The sequence below is a fragment of the Parendozoicomonas sp. 2304DJ65-17 genome, from assembly GCF_058148445.1.
Map to the genome: position 1 here is coordinate 352,762 of NZ_JBYVJV010000001.1, position 17,225 is coordinate 369,986.

At 47.1% G+C, this 17,225-nt stretch carries 14 protein-coding genes; 7 read left to right on the forward strand and 7 right to left on the reverse strand.

Annotation, left to right across the window (positions count from 1 at the left end; all coding sequences use genetic code 11):
- Positions 1-2 precede the first annotated feature (2 nt).
- Positions 3-1,142 carry a 2-iminoacetate synthase ThiH gene (gene thiH / locus ACY2RR_RS01635; RefSeq protein WP_490106388.1) on the forward strand — a complete coding sequence of 380 codons (1,140 nt, stop codon included), beginning with the start codon at positions 3-5 and terminating at the stop codon, positions 1,140-1,142.
- Positions 1,143-1,675: 533 nt separating this feature from the next.
- Here thiH and ACY2RR_RS01640 read toward each other — a convergent pair.
- Both ACY2RR_RS01640 and ACY2RR_RS01645 read right to left on the reverse strand, forming a co-directional pair.
- A complete protein-coding gene (locus ACY2RR_RS01640) occupies positions 1,676-2,047 on the reverse strand; it encodes a DUF4890 domain-containing protein (RefSeq protein ID WP_490106389.1) in 372 nt (123 codons plus the stop codon).
- Positions 2,048-2,156: 109 nt separating this feature from the next.
- Positions 2,157-2,594, reverse strand: coding sequence for a hypothetical protein (locus ACY2RR_RS01645; RefSeq protein ID WP_490106390.1), 438 nt, complete (start codon positions 2,592-2,594; stop codon positions 2,157-2,159).
- A 203-nt stretch (positions 2,595-2,797) separates the two neighbouring features.
- Between ACY2RR_RS01645 and ACY2RR_RS01650 the strand changes: the two genes are divergently transcribed.
- The gene (locus ACY2RR_RS01650; RefSeq protein WP_490106391.1) at positions 2,798-3,523 is read left to right on the forward strand and encodes a response regulator; all 726 of its coding nucleotides are present in this window, start codon (positions 2,798-2,800) and stop codon (positions 3,521-3,523) included.
- Positions 3,520-4,920 carry an ATP-binding protein gene (locus tag ACY2RR_RS01655; protein WP_490106392.1) on the forward strand — a complete coding sequence of 467 codons (1,401 nt, stop codon included), beginning with the start codon at positions 3,520-3,522 and terminating at the stop codon, positions 4,918-4,920. Before ACY2RR_RS01650 ends, ACY2RR_RS01655 begins: the two co-directional genes overlap by 4 nt.
- A 38-nt stretch (positions 4,921-4,958) precedes the next feature.
- On the opposite strand, the gene ACY2RR_RS01660 is transcribed toward ACY2RR_RS01655, so the two are convergent.
- On the reverse strand, positions 4,959-9,116 hold the full coding sequence (locus tag ACY2RR_RS01660) for a hypothetical protein (protein WP_490106393.1): 4,158 nt from the start codon (positions 9,114-9,116) through the stop codon (positions 4,959-4,961).
- 534 nt (positions 9,117-9,650) lie between these two features.
- On the opposite strand from ACY2RR_RS01660, the gene ACY2RR_RS01665 reads away from it, so the two are divergent.
- The gene (locus ACY2RR_RS01665) at positions 9,651-10,418 is read left to right on the forward strand and encodes an alpha/beta hydrolase (protein WP_490106394.1); all 768 of its coding nucleotides are present in this window, start codon (positions 9,651-9,653) and stop codon (positions 10,416-10,418) included.
- Between the two features lie 164 nt (positions 10,419-10,582).
- On the forward strand, positions 10,583-12,025 hold the full coding sequence (locus ACY2RR_RS01670; RefSeq protein ID WP_490106395.1) for a wax ester/triacylglycerol synthase family O-acyltransferase: 1,443 nt from the start codon (positions 10,583-10,585) through the stop codon (positions 12,023-12,025).
- Between the two features lie 95 nt (positions 12,026-12,120).
- On the opposite strand, the gene ACY2RR_RS01675 is transcribed toward ACY2RR_RS01670, so the two are convergent.
- Positions 12,121-12,465 (reverse strand): phasin family protein, encoded by a 345-nt coding sequence (locus tag ACY2RR_RS01675; RefSeq protein ID WP_490106396.1) that lies wholly within the window; start codon positions 12,463-12,465, stop codon positions 12,121-12,123.
- 242 nt (positions 12,466-12,707) lie between these two features.
- Here ACY2RR_RS01675 and ACY2RR_RS01680 point away from each other — a divergent pair, with 242 nt between their 5' ends.
- Entirely contained in the window at positions 12,708-13,196 is a 489-nt protein-coding gene (locus ACY2RR_RS01680; RefSeq protein ID WP_490106397.1) for a DUF2505 domain-containing protein, read from the forward strand.
- A 65-nt stretch (positions 13,197-13,261) separates the two neighbouring features.
- On the opposite strand, the gene ACY2RR_RS01685 is transcribed toward ACY2RR_RS01680, so the two are convergent.
- Positions 13,262-14,986 (reverse strand): wax ester/triacylglycerol synthase family O-acyltransferase, encoded by a 1,725-nt coding sequence (locus tag ACY2RR_RS01685; RefSeq protein ID WP_490106398.1) that lies wholly within the window; start codon positions 14,984-14,986, stop codon positions 13,262-13,264.
- Positions 14,987-15,300: 314 nt separating this feature from the next.
- On the opposite strand from ACY2RR_RS01685, the gene ACY2RR_RS01690 reads away from it, so the two are divergent.
- Positions 15,301-16,323: a DUF2804 domain-containing protein gene (locus ACY2RR_RS01690; RefSeq protein ID WP_490106399.1), complete on the forward strand. Its 1,023-nt coding sequence runs from the start codon at positions 15,301-15,303 to the stop codon at positions 16,321-16,323.
- A 24-nt stretch (positions 16,324-16,347) separates the two neighbouring features.
- Here ACY2RR_RS01690 and ACY2RR_RS01695 read toward each other — a convergent pair whose 3' ends face one another.
- Complete coding sequence (locus ACY2RR_RS01695) at positions 16,348-16,671, reverse strand: VOC family protein (RefSeq protein ID WP_490106400.1); 324 nt, start codon at positions 16,669-16,671, stop codon at positions 16,348-16,350.
- Positions 16,672-16,821: 150 nt separating this feature from the next.
- Positions 16,822-17,220, reverse strand: coding sequence for a phasin family protein (locus ACY2RR_RS01700; RefSeq protein ID WP_490106401.1), 399 nt, complete (start codon positions 17,218-17,220; stop codon positions 16,822-16,824).
- Positions 17,221-17,225 lie beyond the last annotated feature (5 nt).

The window sequence follows — 17,225 nt, forward strand, 5'->3', positions numbered from 1 at the left end:
CCATGACTGGAATACAGAAAAACTTCACCGATACGTTCCAATCTATAAGCTGGGACGATGTGCGTATGTCTATGCACAGCTATACGGCGGCAGATGTACAACGGGTTCTCTCCCGCCCCCATAAAACTGTTGCTGACTTTCAGGTTCTGATTTCTCCTGCCGCAGAACCTTTTCTCGAGCAGATGGCGGCCACCAGTTTGCAGATGACCCGTAAGCGGTTTGGTAATACTGTTCAGCTTTATGTCCCGCTGTATCTTTCCAATAAGTGTCACAACATCTGCACTTACTGTGGTTTCAGCCTTGATAACCCTATTCGCAGGGAAACCTTGACCACAGAACAGCTGGATAAAGAAATTGCCGCTATCAAACGCATGGACTTTGAACATATTCTTCTGGTGACCGGTGAAGCCCCCGGCACAGTTGGAATGAAGTACTTCAGAGAAGTTGTACCTTATATAAAGAAGCACTTCACTCATTTGAGCATGGAAGTACAACCTCTGAATCAGGATGAGTATGCAGAACTGATTGACCTCGGTCTGGATGCCGTGATGATTTATCAGGAAACATACAATCGCCCGGCCTATGCGGAATATCATAAACGCGGTAACAAGCAGGATTTCGACTACCGTCTTGAAACTGCAGACAGACTGGGGCGAGCCGGTGTACGCAAGATTGGATTGGGGGCATTGCTAGGTTTGGAAGACTGGCGGGCAGACAGTTTCTTTGTTGCCAGCCATCTGGATTATTTACAGAAAACCTACTGGCAAACTCGCTACTCAATCTCCTTCCCCCGCATCCGCCCCTGTGAAGGGGATTTTCAGCCAACCAGTCCTATCAGTGACCGACAATTGGTTCAGTTGATATGCGCCTGGCGCCTGGTATTTCCTGAAGTTGAACTTTCACTCTCAACACGGGAGTCTGAGGTTTTCCGTGACAATGTTTCCCGTTTGGGAATTACCAGTATGAGTGCAGCATCCAGTACTCGCCCTGGAGGTTATGCTGACAGGGAAGAATCAGAAAGTGATCCAGCACTTGAACAGTTCAGTGTTGACGACGGGCGGTCACCGCAAAAAGTAGCAGAAATGCTGAAAAAGCAGGGTTTGGAAGCTGTGTGGCGGGATCGTGAATTTACTGCAATATAGTGAGAAAGCTTAGAAAAACACATAAAAAAATAACCATGATCTGGCCTCTCTACAGGGTCTCTCACCTCCTGCACCAGATCATGGCTTAAGTTACCCGAGGGGAATGTATCGGGTTTTGCCTCTATCTACAAACTAAACACACGTCAAGATCAATTCGATAACCACCACCTTGCCTATGTAAGGCGAAACCTGTTGCGGTGCTGATGTTTCAATGTTTGCATCAGCTTTGCTATGGCTCTATTAAACATCCAACTTGTCGTACAAATATCACACCAACCGTTGAATTTGTCGCAATATGTCACAAGCATTGTCCAAACTTTGTCATCAGCTGTTTTCATAACGAACAGGCATAATTTTCCTTGCCTGCAGCCAGTGGCAGAGTCGTAGTTGATTTGGGGAAGCATAAAAAGACACCCAACAATTAACACTGTTGGTTGTGAATAAATCAGAGGAAATATTGAAGGCTTGGCCTACATAGGACTGCAGGCCAGAAAGGTCGGTAAACTAGATGGGCATACTTAAAAGAAGAATCGTTAACTACCCCGAAGAGCCTTAAACTCCTCGCGTCTTTCCTTCTTCAATGTATTATATTTTTCCATCTGCTCATCCGTGAGAATCTTCTCCATCTCCTTGTCTCGCTCCTGAGATGCATCACGAAGTGCCATCATTTTCTTCGCACGACCAGTGTTTTCTTTTTTGATCTTTTGCAGGTCATTCATAAACTGCTCATTCAGCTCAAAAACCTTTGGTTGCTGTTCTGCAGTTAAGCCAAGGTCATCAACCATCTGTTGGTTGAACTGGGCAACAGGATCAGCATCTGCAGAAGAGGTATTTTCCGCCCACAGATTTTGAGTCACTGTCAGAAGTAAGGCGAGAGCTGTTGTTTGAAGTATCTTATTAGCCATGTCGAGAGTTCTTTAGAGTGTTAAAGCAAAGTAGCAAGAGTTTGTGAAAGCATTAAAGGGCGTAACCGGCATGGCCGCGCCCAACTAAACATGCCGATCACATTATTATTTAGTTATTGGCATCACGCATGGCCATGCGCTGCTCATAACGTTCCATCATCTTCTGGGGAATGCCGTTTTTACCAAGATCCAGAGTCTGAACCAGATCACCGGACTTAACAGTCACAATGGACACAGAGTAGCCATTCTCAGTTGGCTTCACTTCTCCAATCTTAATATTTTCATTTCCCCAGCGAATAAGACGGGCTTCTGCCAGCGTTTGAACCTGATCAGCAGTCAGCTCACGATCCATCCGCTCAGACATCCAGCCACCAATCATGCCACCATGATGTCTGCCCTTCATGCCAGGGCCATCACAGGACATGCCTTGCTTGCCGTGGTGAGGGCCACGGCCGTCATCATCACCGCCACCCCATGCCATGGCTGTACCGGCTACGGTCATACCTACAACCAGAGCGCCAATCTTACGAGCTTGTGATGCTTTCATCCTGTTTCTCCTTTTCCCTGTCGGGCTGTTTTTGGATGTCTACATTACAACCTGTCCATGTCGCAGCAGTTTCACAGTACACAGTTTTATTGTCGCAAAGTGTCGCTATACACTCGCACCTTGCACAACTTTGCTACAAGCCATTACTACACCTCGCCAGCCACATATCCATATAATGTACTCAGCAGAACTGGACATGACTTATGGAAAACGCCGAGCACATTTTAGTTGTTGATGACCACGACGAAATCAGAGATCTTCTCGGGCAATATCTCTCCCGCCATGGTTTAAAAGTTTCCCTTGCGATGGATGGTGTAACCATGCGCCAGGAGCTTGAGAAGCATGACGATATTGATCTGATCGTTCTGGATCTGATGATGCCGGGTGAAGATGGCCTCAGTTTGTGCCGTCATGTTCGCAGTATTGATGGCCCCCCCATTATCATGCTCACCGCCATGGGGGAAGAGAGTGACAAGGTTGTTGGCCTTGAAATGGGAGCAGACGACTATGTCTGTAAACCTTTCAGCCCCAGAGAATTGCTGGCCCGCATTAAGGCCGTGTTAAGACGCTCCAGCAAACCTTCCGGCAGTCAGGAAGAGGAGGGATCCAGTGATCGCCTGAAGTTTGACCGATGGATACTGGACAACAACCTGCGCCAGCTGGAAGACGACAAAGATCTTGTTATTCCTCTCAGCACCGCAGAATACCGCCTGCTCAGTGCATTTATCAGCAACCCTCGCCGGGTATTAAGCCGTGATCAGCTACTTGATATTACACAGGGGCGGGAAGCTATGCCTTTTGACCGCAGCATTGATAACCAGGTAAGCCGCCTGCGTCGTAAAGTCGAAACTGATCCAAAGAATCCAACCCTGATCAAAACGGTATGGGGTGGCGGCTATATGCTAACGGCGGAAGTGCTGTCTTCATGAAGCGTTTTTTACCCACCAGCCTGGCAGCCCAGATGGTTCTGGGAGTTTTGCTGTCTCTGGTTATTGCCCAGATACTTACAGCATTTATCCTGTTTGATGCTCATCGCGCTAATATGTACAACAGTGCACAATGGCAACAGGTAAAACGTACAGTTACCCTAGCCAAAGAGCTCGCCAGAACTCCTACATTCTATCACCCATCGATGGTACGGGCGGCGAGCATGCCCCGTGCAAAATACACGATAAACCTGCACCCGATACTCACCAAAGAGCAGTCTAAATCGTCTCTTAAAGGGCTGCTGATCAGACGTGTAGAGAAAAGTATGGGACCAGAGTTCCGCGGTCGTGTTCGCGTCCGTATGGGCACCAGTAATTGGCGCACGAGAAGCTGGGGTCAGTCCTGTAAAAACCATTACTATGATGATGACTGTGAGGTTGACCGGGTTATTCCTAAACGCGGTGATACCAAATTCATCGTGATGTCGGTTCAGCTTCCCAATAACACCTGGCTGAACCTGACTGCAGAAGCACCAAGTCCCGAACCTTTGGCAGCACAACAGACAGTTATCTTCCTGCTGATTGCTTCGACACTGGTAATGCTGGCTATTGTTTTCCTAGTACGCAGGATGACCCGCCCCCTGAAATTGCTTTCATCAGCCTCAAACCGGTTGGGACGTGGCGAAGAAGTTCAACCTCTGCAAGAAACAGGACCTGACGATATTCGCCGGGCAACCCGTGCGTTTAACCAGATGAATGAGCGCATTAATCGCTTTGTTGCTGACAGAACCAATATGCTGGCAGCACTGACCCATGACCTGCGCACTCCCATAACCACATTAAGGTTGCGTATAGAGCTGCTTCCGGATTCCAGTGAGAAGGAACACCTTCTGGATACCCTGGACGAAATGCAGCAAATGGCCGAAGCAACTCTTTCCTTCGCAAGGGAAAGCGCCATTAAGGAACCTTCCCGCCGGGTAGACATTAACGCTCTTACCGACAGTATCTGTGAGGATCTGAAAGATATCGGTATGGATGTCACCTTTACCGAAGGCCCTGCAGCCATCAGCAATTGTCGACCTGTCAGCCTGCGACGTGCTCTGCGTAACCTAATTGAAAATGCTGTGAAGTATGGCCATCGTGCAGAAGTTTCCATGGATGTCTCCAAAACCAGTTCAACCATCGTTATTAACGACGATGGCCCAGGAATGGATGAACAAGATATGGAAAGGGTTTTTGAGCCATTTGTTCGCCTTGAGCAATCCCGTAACAGGGAAACTGGTGGCATTGGCTTAGGTATGGCGATAGCGCGAAATATTATTCATGCCCACGGTGGCAGGATCAGTCTGTCAAACAGGCCAGAGGGTGGCCTGCAGATAAAGATCATTCTGCCACTGTAACCTGCAAGTGGGCCGGGTTCACTCACCCGGCCCACTATTTATTTCTTACTACTTGTTGTGCTGGCCGAGCCTGATTTCCTGTGTATGGCTGGATCACTCCAGGGAACAAACTGGCGGGCAAGGAACGAGCGTATCAGGTCAGCCCAGGAGGTGAGCTGACTACCTTCAATCTTAACAATATCCTTGTAGAAGAGATCCTGTGTTTTGTAATGGGCATTACCCATCATGGTGACAGAGAGCGGAGGCAGCTTATCCGAGTAGCTATACCTAAGCTTTGCACCATTGCTGCGTCTTAGATAGAAGTCTCTGGCACGTAGAAAATCGCTACGCATTGAAACAGTCAGACTACTTTCCTTATCCCTTTGTGTAGCAGGTACAGGCGCCTCACCACTCTCTACCGTCTCAGCACCAGTTGATGCTTTGTGCCCCATGGTTTGATCAGCACTGGCAAGACTGACCTCCTTAAACCTCGGTATACGAGGCACAGGCTTAAGATTATCTCCTACCATCTCTGCATCAACCAACACCTTGTCACTTATAACCTGATCAGCTTTGGTAAGAACCACATGTATTGGTTTATTCGTTTTGTTGAGTGCAATAACCTTGTCGTAAAGTTCGCCTTCTTTTTGAAGCGTCGATGTCATACCGTGACGCCCTTCGTAGTGATCCTCAAGACTGCTAACCCATACTATTTTGTCTGTCTGTTCTAACAGAGTTTCGAAGAGAGGATCGTCAACAGGCAGGCTTCCGCTGGGTATATCGTCCCCAGAAGCCAATGAAGCCATTGTGTATTTAACAGTACTGCCCTGGGTACCAAGTTTTACTGACTTGTACTGTCTTACTGCATACACCTTTCCATCTTTGGCTGTTTTTTCCAGCTTTGTTTTATGCACACGCCCCATAACAGTCTGCTTACCAACCTCAGGGCGACCCAATACCAGTACTTTTGAGTGAGTATTCGGATATCTGAAGACCGGCTGGTCTGGCTCTGATTTATCAGGTGAAGTGGAGCCTGAAGCGACAGTTCCAGCTATACCAGCGACCTTATCTTTAACAGCAGTCTTGTCTTTAACAGCAATAACAGGAGCAACTGCTACTGACCCAGGAGCTGGTGAAGAAACAGCTTTTTTCACCAACTTCTTGCCTGCTCTGCCTTTCCCCCTTGGATCTCCAGATGCAGATGCCATCTTCTCTGTGAGATGATCCAGATCCCGTTGAACCTCAGTCAGTTTGGCCTGATCTTTCCTTCCATTGAATACACTCCTTGTAGATACGGTCCTTTCTATTCGTGTAACTTCTTGCAAAGCGAACCCATGCACTTTATCTGACACCTGCTTCGTATTCCGCCACTTCCATAGAGTACTTGGCGTTTCTGACGACTCAGGGAGATTATCCAATTTCCTTTTCAAGGATTCTATGCGCTGCGCCGTTTCGCCCAGTTCCTGTATTTGCTGGAATGCTGCGTCTATTCCTGAATCATCAGCCTCAGAATCTCCATTAAATTCGAGTAAACGACCTCTCCCCTCTTCGAGACGCTGTTCCAGTTCTGCCAGCTTGTCCTCTATATCCCCTCTATATTGCTGGGCCTTTATCGCAGCTTTTGGATAAAGCTGTAGCTTAACGTGTTCTAGGTCCGCTACTACGCCAGGCATTTCTGCATGGTCTTTTCTTTCCTCAAATGCCCCTTTCGATGAAGCGACAGCCTCAATACACCCAACGTCCTGCGAAGCAATACCACAAAGTTTTCTTGACACTTCTTCCGTATTTCGCCAATCGTTCAGACCGCTCGGTGTCTCCAGTAACTCCGGGAATTCCACCAAGTCTTTTTTCAGATGATCCAGACTTTGTGTAGTTTCCTCCAGCTCCTCAAGTTGCCTTAACGCTACTTCAACCTTTAAACCATCGGCTTCAGGATTATCTACAAAATCGGCTAAAATGCCTTTCCCTTCTCCAAGCCTCTTGCTAAGTCTCTTCAGATTTCCCTCTATATACCTTTGATACTTCTTAGCGTTTTCTGCAACCTGATAAGCAAGCTGCTCTTTGAGGTGCTCCAAATTCCCTATAACTTCAGGCATTGTTGTCTGGTCTTTTCTTGCCAGGAGCAGTTTCTTAGAAGCCACAGCGATTCCAAAACGATTCACATCCTGTGCCGCAACCGCACACAGTTTTGCCGATGCCTCTTCAGCATCTCTCCACTTAAATACCCCCGCCGACTCGTTCAACAACTCAGGCAGTTTTGTGAGTTGATCCTTCAAAGATTTTATTTCTTCGGCTATATCTCCTAAAGCCTCTAAGTGCTTATAGTCATCCTCAGCTCCATCAGCTGGCTGCGCTTCATTGTAAGTTCGCAACAACTCCCTGCCGTCAGTAAGGCTTTTTTCAAGCTTTTCCAGATTGCTGACAATATTCCTTTCATGCCTGTCAGCCATAACTTTATTTCGCTCCAGCATGTCTTGATACTTTTTCTGAGCTCTCGCTGCTTGTGCCTCACTAATTTTTTTCTTCTTGGCTTCAACTTCGGCGATTTTAAGCCTTGCCTCTTCCTCACTTTTCCGGATTTTCTCCTTATACTGTTTTTCATCCAGCGCATAGATATCTTCCCGCTCCCACTCATCCGGCTCCTGCGGTTTTTTGGGTTTGGTTGATTTCTTTTCAGACTCTATAACAGCAGCACTCTGATCTTTCTTCTGAGCTTGTGTTTTGGTTTCCGGATCATCCTCCGGCATTATCTGAACTTCATGGGTTTTCCTTTTCACTGGTTTTGCTTCTGATACTTTCTTTCCGCCCTTATCTTTATTCGTAAAGAATCCATCTTCTTTGCTGAGCCCGTCTTTTGGCTGAATGCTGTGGTCCTCTTCAGGACGTATGGAGATAGGCTTTTTACCGGCCGGGTTTTTCTTATCCACAGGAGGATCTTCTACCTGAATCTTTGAGAGCGCCCAATCAAAAATTTTCTTGTAGATAACAGAGCGAATAACACCCGTGAATAACTTATGTACACCACGGCTGGGAGCAGGCTGACGATAGACATCCATCTGCCTTATAGCCTCAAGAGTGACCTTATCCAGCGATCGGGTAGTCTCGAGAAAAATCTCCGGCAACTCATATCCCTGAGCTTCATGGTTATCAAATAACAGGAAGCCAGAATCACCCACAGATACGGCGGAAAGTGTTTGGGTTGAACGCAGCTCTGGCCCACGCCCTTCCACGACAATTGGTTTGGCTTTTCCTCCGGCTAAGAACAAAGGCAGGCGGGACAGGATTTTTTCGTGAAGTGGACTGATTTGGCGGTGTTTCAGTAAATCTGGGTGGCGTTCGGCCATAAGACGTGTCCACCAGGTCGATCGCTCCCCCATACCAAAATGACCAGGAATCTGGATAACCCGCCCCGCCACACCACTTTTTACGACAGTGGCCCACAGCCTGAGACGAGAACCCTCTACATCCGGATACAGGTGTATACCTTCCCCTCCCTGCTCAAAAGTCCATTTGCGTAACTCTAAAAGCTGGCTTTCAAACTCATTCAGGGGATCAATTTCAATATCATCATAGATAAAGACCAGTTCAATCCATGGCTGGCCTGTATCTGGGGAAAACTCTGCATCCGGTAGACGGTAATACATGCGTACCAAACGGGACAGTTCTGGGTCGAGAGGCTGGATTTCCCTGCTACCAGTTAACCTTGGTAAAAAGTATCCCTGCCAGATATCTGGAACGGTCTCATTTAAAAGAGCACCATGAGAGATTCCATAACGCAAGACTGCGGGAAGCGTGGTTCCCAGCCTGTTGCCGATCCACCAGCTAACACTGCTGATGCCAAAACGATAGGCAAACTCACTCCAGTTGTGAGTTGTGGCAAAGTCCACACCAAGGTCAGCCACCAAAGGTGTATATTTCCCTAAAATACGCTTCAGAGTAGCTTCAGTTCCAGCCTGGTAGAAAGACACCAACCCCATAAATGTCAGGGCGCTCAAAGCCATCGGCCCCTCACGGAGGGTCAGGTCTGTGCCGTAATTGACCCACCCGTAGGGATCTTCTCGAAATGTAACCCTTTTCTTCTCTGGTAAACGGAAAACAAGCTGGTCACGCACCTGCTCTACTGGTTCGACCCTTGATATAGCGGTTGGTGGAACTCCAGCGAGGAAACCTTGCTGATACAGAGATGCAGGCGTCCCACTATCACCCCATAACGGCATGACGGTCAGAAGTCCCCCTAGAAATAAAGTTGCCCTGTTCACCTGCACCCGGTGCCATGTCCTATCTGATAAGCTCTTAATTATTCGCGCCTTATAAAATAGACAATCCGTTCCATGTTGCCAGAAGGTGTGAACAGTGATGCCTGACACGGAAATATCACGCCATTTGCCCAACCTGCAGCGTTTACCACTACGGTCAGCAAATTGACCGAAATCACTTTATCCACCACTTCTGTGGATAAACCTGTTGGTTACTTAAAATCTGCGGCTGCTTCCCATGGGGGACATGGGAACAAGACAAATTGGTTGTTTTTTGACCAGAATTACACGACAAGTGTCTCTACCTGAACAAACTCTTTTTGGCAATTGGCCGGAACTGACCATAGAAAATGAGCAGAAGGCAAAACAAACCACGTTGGCTGTTATATAATCAAACGAGATAACGCTATACAGCGCTGATCTATTGATCACTGATCATTCTGTAACAAGAAGTCAGAAGTGCCATAACAACACATAAGAATTACAGAGAGTGTTATGCATAAGCAGGATGTTATAAAACCACCGACTAAGCTGGACACAGCGTTTGATGCCATCAGGGCAGTCAAGGATATAGCCAGTTTTGTCAGTGAACGTTCCCTGCTGAAGCGGGCTCCGAAAGGTGATGGCCATACAGTTATGGTACTACCCGGATTCCTGACAAGTGACCCTGCAACATCTTTTATTCGTAACCGATTGAGAAAACTGGGTTATAACGCACAACCGTGGCGCCTGGGTGTAAACCTTGGCCCAACGACCAGTCGCGATATTGAAACCCTGCTGCTGGAACGTATTAAAGAACTCTACGTAACCTCCGGCCACAGAATCAGCTTATTGGGCTGGAGCCTGGGTGGTGTATTTGCACGGGAAGCAGCCCGACGCCATCCGGAAATGATTCGACAGGTTATAACGATGGCCAGCCCTATTGGCGGGTCTCTGGAACATACCAGCCTTTGGGATTTGTATCTCAACACCTTTGGCCGGGACGTAAGTAAAGAAGAACTGGAAGAGAAGGTGGAGCAGATTCGTCAGCCAGTACCCGACGTACCTTTCACCTCTATTTACACCAAGGAAGACGGCATTGTTGCCTGGCAGATTGCCCAGGTAGAAGAAACCGAGCTGTCACAAAACGTGAAGATTAAGGCAAGCCACGTGGGAATCATCTTTAACCCCCGTGTTTTGTATGTCATTGCTGACCGTCTGGCACAACTGGATGGTGACTGGCACAGGCTGGACGAAAGCAGTCAGAGGCTTTTGCTTTCTTAGAGAGCAGTTCTCCCAAATAATTGCTCTCCCAGGCTTTTCAGGTTGTACGCATCACAACCTTTTATGACCGGTTTTTCTGCCCAAGTGCTCTGCAGGTTCTCTGCCTGACTCTATAGAATAAAGCCAAGCAGCTACTGGCTGACCTATGGCAGTAGGATTTATTGATGCATCAGGTTTCACCCCAAGACAACCTCTTTCTCCATATGGAGTCCGGCACAACCCCTATGCATGTGGGTTTGCTGTGTATCTACAATCAGTCCACAGCAGACGGTGGGCAGGTTCGCTTCAAGAATATTATTAAGACCTTTGAAGCCCGCCTTCACAAAGTACCGGTACTGCGCAAACGTGTTGTGAAAACTCCCATGAAACTCGATTATCCCTACTGGATTGATGATCCAGAGTTCGATATTGAGTTTCATGTACGCCATATCGCCCTGCCGAAACCTGGTGACTGGCGACAACTCTGCATACTAATTTCACGGCTCAATGCCCGCCCTCTGGATTTGAACCGCCCACTATGGGAAATGACGGTTGTTGAAGGCCTGGACAATATTAAAGGTCTGCCTTCCGGGTGTTTTGCTGTTTTCGGCAAATTGCACCGCTCTATTTTTGATCGCGACACTGGCGGGCAACTGCTGGCGGCATTGCATGACCTTTCTCCAGAAAGCATTGCCTCAATACCGGATCACCCTCTCACTGTTGATCGCGTTCCCAGTGATCTGGAGCTGTTGAGTCGTGCCGCTATAAACAGAGTCAAAATTGTCAGCTCCTATGCGAATCTGGCAAGGAAATACACTTTACCGGCGGTGAAGAAGCTTTATAAAAGTGCGCGTGATGCCCGATCCTGCACTTTCGGGCACGCTCCCCATACACGTTTTAATGCCAGGCTTTCCCCTCACCGGGTGTTTGCTGGCACACGATTCTCCTTTAGTGATATTAATAAAATACGAGAGAATTTTCCCGGTGCACGGTTTAACGATGTTCTTATTGCAGCGATTGCTGGTGCACTTCACCGTTACCTGTCTCAAAAGGGTGAGCTGCCATCAGAATCCATGACTGCCATGTTTCCTGTTCCTGGCCAGCCTCAAGCGGGAACAGATAAGAGAGTTCATCAGTTCTCTTACATCTTTCCAAAGTTATTCACAGAAATTGCTGATGACGCAGAAAGAACACGGTTATTGATTCATCACCTGAAGTTATGCCGGGAAAAAACAGCCTGGCTGGACTGGCAGTTTGCTGATGATGCCTCACGGTTATTCCCAAATACCGTGGCTGATCTGTTCCTCAAGGCGGCTGTGACTTATCAGAACGCTCGCCATACCGGACCATTTTTTAACACCTTTATCAGCAGTGTGTCCGGCCCCCATATCCCCCTCTATCACTCAGGTGCAAAACTGCATGCCTGTTATGGCATTGACTCCGTTTACGACAATCTCGGTTTAGCCCATAACGCCTTCAGTTATAACGAGACCCTGAATGTCACCATTAACTGCTGCCGAAATATGATGCCTGATCCCGAGTTTTATATTCAGTGCATGAACAGGTCGTTTAGAGCATTACTGCCTGAGACAGCAACATTACGGGAAGTGAGTGAAGAAGCTTCCTGAAGGTTTGCTTTTTCGTTAACGGTAAAGCATTCCCATGAATTTCGAGCAGACATAAAAAAACAGCCCGCCAAAGCGGGCTGTTTCCTAAATAGGGATTAAGAAGCTTTTTTGGCAACCGCACGGGTTGCTGGCTTCTTCTCAGCAGCAGTCAGTGCTTTTACAGCCTTGCTGAGTTCTTCGATCTGCTTGGAGAGCTCTTTAACATCATCCTTGCTCTCTTCTTCGCCTTCTTTGATACGCAGAACTTCTTTCAAACGGTCGATAGTTTCGTTGATCTTGTCCTGAGCTTTTTGCTTCAGGTCTTCAACTTTGTCACTGGCACGATCGCGAACATCTTCACCATCTTCTACCAGCTCATCAAACAGCTTACGACCTTCAGTACCAAACTTTTCGTACCGTGCATAAGCACCAAGACCAGCCAGCCAGATTTTCTCGTACATGACCTAACTCCCTTCCTGCGGTTCACTTAAGTTGCACAGAAATTATAAAAAACGTCAAGCAGAGTAAACATATTCAAAGTGTCCTAAACACCTGTCATTTAAGCAGAAAATTTCAATTCACTTGGCATAATTTCACCTATTACAGAGCTGTTTGAATCAATGCACTCCTCCCCTTTATCAAATAGGATGAAAAAGACCAATATTTATGACAATAATGACAAGGCTAGGTACGGAGATAAATAATGAGAAAAGTAACCGCAAATCACCCATACACCATTGATGTAGACGACGTATACAGTTTTTTCTCCGTTGAAGAACGTGTTGTTGCAAAGCATGACAGCCTTGGTGCTCGTAAATACCGTTTGAAGAGCAAGGATGAATCCGGCTCAACAGTGAGTATTGATTCCCGCCGTGAAGTTCCTGTTGGCCAGGAAGTTCCTTCTGCACTGCGCAAGTTTGCCGGGGAATGGAATAAAGTTCGCCAGAGAGAAACCTGGACCCTTCAGGATGACGGTAGCCGCCACTGCCAGCTGCGTGTTGACCTTGATGGCCTGCCAGTAAAGATTCAGGGTGAAATGGTTATTACCCCAACTGATGAAGGTTGTGTAAACAACGTTAATATAGAAGTCACCAGCAGCCTGCCTTTGATTGGCAAAATGGCCGCAGAATTTGTTGGTAAAAGCATTGAACTGCAAATGGAAGGTGAATACGAGTTTATTAAAAGCGCGTAAGAATTCCTGTTTTCTTTAATGAATAAAAAAGGCTCCATTACGGAGCCTTTTTTATTTTAAGCCTATCAGGCTGTTTCAGCAGTTGCTTTCTCTTCAGCTTTTTTAGTTACTGGCTTTTTAGCTGTTGTTTTCCGGGCAACCTTTTTAGCAGCTGGTTTTGCTGCTGCTTTAGCGGCCGGCTTTTTCTCAACAGGTTTCTTCTCAGCAACCTTTTGCTCAGTGACTTTTTTCTCTGCAACATCAGCCGTAATTTTGCGAGTCGTACGTCGTGTTGTTTTCTTGGCAGCAGGTTCCGCAGCAACAGTCTTTTTAACAGCAGGCTTGGCTACTGCTTTTGCGACCGGAGCTTTCTTCTCATCTTTTGGCAGCAAAGCCTTCTGCAGTTCCCGGAGCGAGTAACGCAGGCAGTCAGCATAAAATGCCGGATCTGGCATCATGCTGCGACAGCATGTCACGCTCACAGAGATCTTGCCGTTGTAACTGAACAGAATATGGAACAGTCCCATCGTGTCGTAACTGATACCCGTACCATAGAAGTTCACCATCTTGGCACCAGCAAAATACAGAGGCAGCTGAGGTCCAGGCACATTAGTAATTACAGTATTAAACAGCGGCTTCAGATAACTGGTCAGGTTGTATTTCAGCGCTGCACGAAGTGCCATGTTGGTTACAGTAGTCGGCAGAAGCTGCGCTGCATCCAGCATCAGGTTGCCACCCTTCTTGTCATTAGCACTCTTACCTTTCTGGGTTGCAGCCTTAATTGCATCCAGACGTTCAATAGGATCAGCAATATCACTGTAAATCTTGGGGAACATGAACGATATCTGGTTACCCTGAACATTGTTTTTCTCTTCAGGACGTACAGAAATTGGCAGCATAGCTGTGAGTGATTCTTCCGGCAGCTCACCTTTGGTTTTCAGGTAACGGCGCAGAGCACCGGAAACAAGAGCCACCATCACATCATTCAGGCTGATACCTTCTTTGGCATCTTTCAGTGCCTTGATATCTTTCAAATCAAAATCAACGGCTTCAAAAACCCGGTGGGCACTGATCTGATCGTTAAAACGGGTTTTGGGAGCCTTAAACAGCATATTGCCGCTATCAGAATCAGCTGTTCCCTTGATCATGTTCTTGGCCATATCAATACTACCGGGAAGAACATGCTGGGTAAGAGCCTTTCCTTTTTTGGCAATATTCCGAACACCGTTAAATGCCGCACGGCTTAACAGCTCTACACCTGTAGGGATACGGTCCACGATCCAAGGTTTATCAGCTTTGATTGGTGATGCCTTAGGGCCGAGGTCATGAAGCGCGGTAAGGAGCTGCGCCCCAAAAACGCCATCAACCAGAGAATGATGCACCTTGGTGACTACACCGAAGCAACCTTTGGGTAAGCCTTCAATATTATCCAGGCCTTCAATAACATAAATTTCCCAGGGTGGACGGCCCATATCCAGAGGTCGTGAATGAATACGAGCAACCTGGATACAAAGCTGACGCCAGTCGCCGGGCTGAGGAAGGGCAATATGGCGAAGGTGAAACTCAATATCGAACTCAGGGTCTGCAATCCAGTAGGGATAATCCAGCCCCATCGGTACTTCAACCATTCGATAACGGAGCGAAGGAACCTTGTGCAGCCGTCCTTCAAAAAACTTAATAATTTCTTTAAAACCGAGTACTTCCCCATCGACAGTTGACTGGTCATATATACCCAGAGAGCCAACATGCATTGGTGTGTTGCCGGTTTCTAAATTAAGAAACGCAGTATCCAGCGGCGATAGCTGTTCCATATTCCCAACCCTGTGATTTTTATTCTGCGGGAGCGCAACACCTTAATAACACTTCCGCCGGTCTTAAGAAGGCAAAAGTTGCGCCATAAATAAAAGGCGCCTTTACCATTAACGACCAGTTGCAGTTATTTTCATGTATCAGTCGGATTAAGGTCAATGTGCCTAACTGCACAGTTTCCGGTCATAACTGCAAGATTTTGTGGCATTTTTCAGTCAGCAGGGGATTTAAATAAAAAAATAAACTTGAGACTGGAAAAAAAACTCAAGCCGACATATTTTTCATAATCTTTTTTGCATAACTAAGAACAACAACGATGGCAGAGACAGAGTTTCAACTGGTTGAGAAAAACGGCCGGATTCGCCAGGGGCTTTTTGAACACCCCGTGGACGATATTAATTATCGTGATTTTCGCCTGCGTACCGCGATGGGCAAAGAGGCCGGGCCTTTCAAACGCTGGTTTGGCTTTAACCAGTTTCAGTTTATTTCCGCTATCAGCCCCGACCTTATTGTCTGCGCAGCCATTATTGATGTGCGTATAGCCGTTACCTCTTTTGTTTATATCTATCACCCGGCAACCGGCTCTCTCGACAGTTACCAGTTCAAAGCCCCTGCTTTTGGCGGTTTCTCTGAAGTTACGCAAACACCGGACAAAGGCCACTGGTTCTTCCGTCAGGGCAAAAATTCCGTAGAGATGGAATGTAATGGAGATCAGCGAAAACTGACCGTTCGCCTGAAAGATGGAACAACCATCGACATGAACTATGGACAGGAAACCTTCGAACCTATCCGCCTGGGAACCCGCGTAGACCTCAACGGTTTTGCTTACACCCAGAAAATGGCAGGTGTACCCTGTACCGGTAAAGTGTCCTGCAAAGCCGGAGAGTTTGATCTTAAAGAGATTGGCGCAACAGCAACTATGGACTGGTCAGCAGGCTACCTAAAGCGTCGCTGTTTCTGGAACTGGATTTGTCTTTCCGGGATTCTTCCCGATGGCAGGCGTCTGGGTTTAAACGGTGCCTGCAGCACCAATGAGACCAGCTTTAATGAAAATGGTTTCTGGCTGGATGGCAAACTCCACCGAGTCTCTGGTGTAGCGTTTGAATACGACCCATTTGACCTGAACCGTCAATGGAAAATCACATCATCGGACGGAATGATCGATCTTGTTTTTGATCCTGCAGGTGCTCATAAAGAAAGAAATAACTTCCTGATTATGGCCAGTAACTTCAGCCAGATGTTCGGAAGCTTTACCGGTACACTGAAAACAACTGATGGCGAAGAGATCGATATTCACAATATTTTTGGATTTACCGAAGAGCAATATGCCAAGTGGTAACCTCTGAACAGAAGAATATGAGACTTATTCTTCTGTATTGGTGTATTCCAGAAACTCTACCGGCGCTCCGTTATCTTCAATGAACGCAACCCGCAGCCCTTCTGAAGGGCTGTTGGGTTCAATGATGACATTCTTCCCTTCAATCGCCGCGTCCAGATCATCAACCTCAAAAGCAACATGGGGAACAGTTTTTACCAGCTCAGGAAGTTCATTACCTTCTTCAAAACGCATCCATTCGATATTAAACGGGCTCTCTTCATATCCGCTCACATACATTTTTAAATGAGGGATATGGCGCTCTCCCGGCTTTTTCTCAGTTGTTGGAATTCCCAGATGGTGATATTTCATTCAAATCATTCCTGCCTTAATTTCAATAAGGTCAGGAGTATAGGTATGAGGCAGGAAACGACCAATAGGAGGGGACTGGCTTGTCAGTGAAACTAACAAGCCCCCAGAAAGTTCATAACTCACTGAGGGCTTGGAACGAACCAGCAGGTTTTATGCTGCTGGCTTTTCTACAGGCTTTGCAACTTCTTTCTTTGGCTCTTCCTTTTTGGCCGCAGGTTTAGCCGCTGGCTTCTTACGAGGAGCGCGGGCAGGCTTTTCTGCTGCAGACAGGTCTTTCACTGCCTTGGTCAGTTCTTCGATCTGGTTGCACAGATCACTTACATCTTTGGACTCTTCTTTCTGAGAACCAACGAAGTCTTTCAGCTTGCCAACAACTTCATCAATTTTGGCTTGTGCTTTTTCTTTAATATCCTCGACCTGGTCCGTAGCGCGATCTTTCACTTCTTCGCCATCAGAAACCAGTTCTTCAAAGAGTTTATGACCTTCTTTACCCAGCTTTTCGTAACGAGCGTAGGCACCTAAGCCGGCCAGCCAGATTTTATCGTACATACATT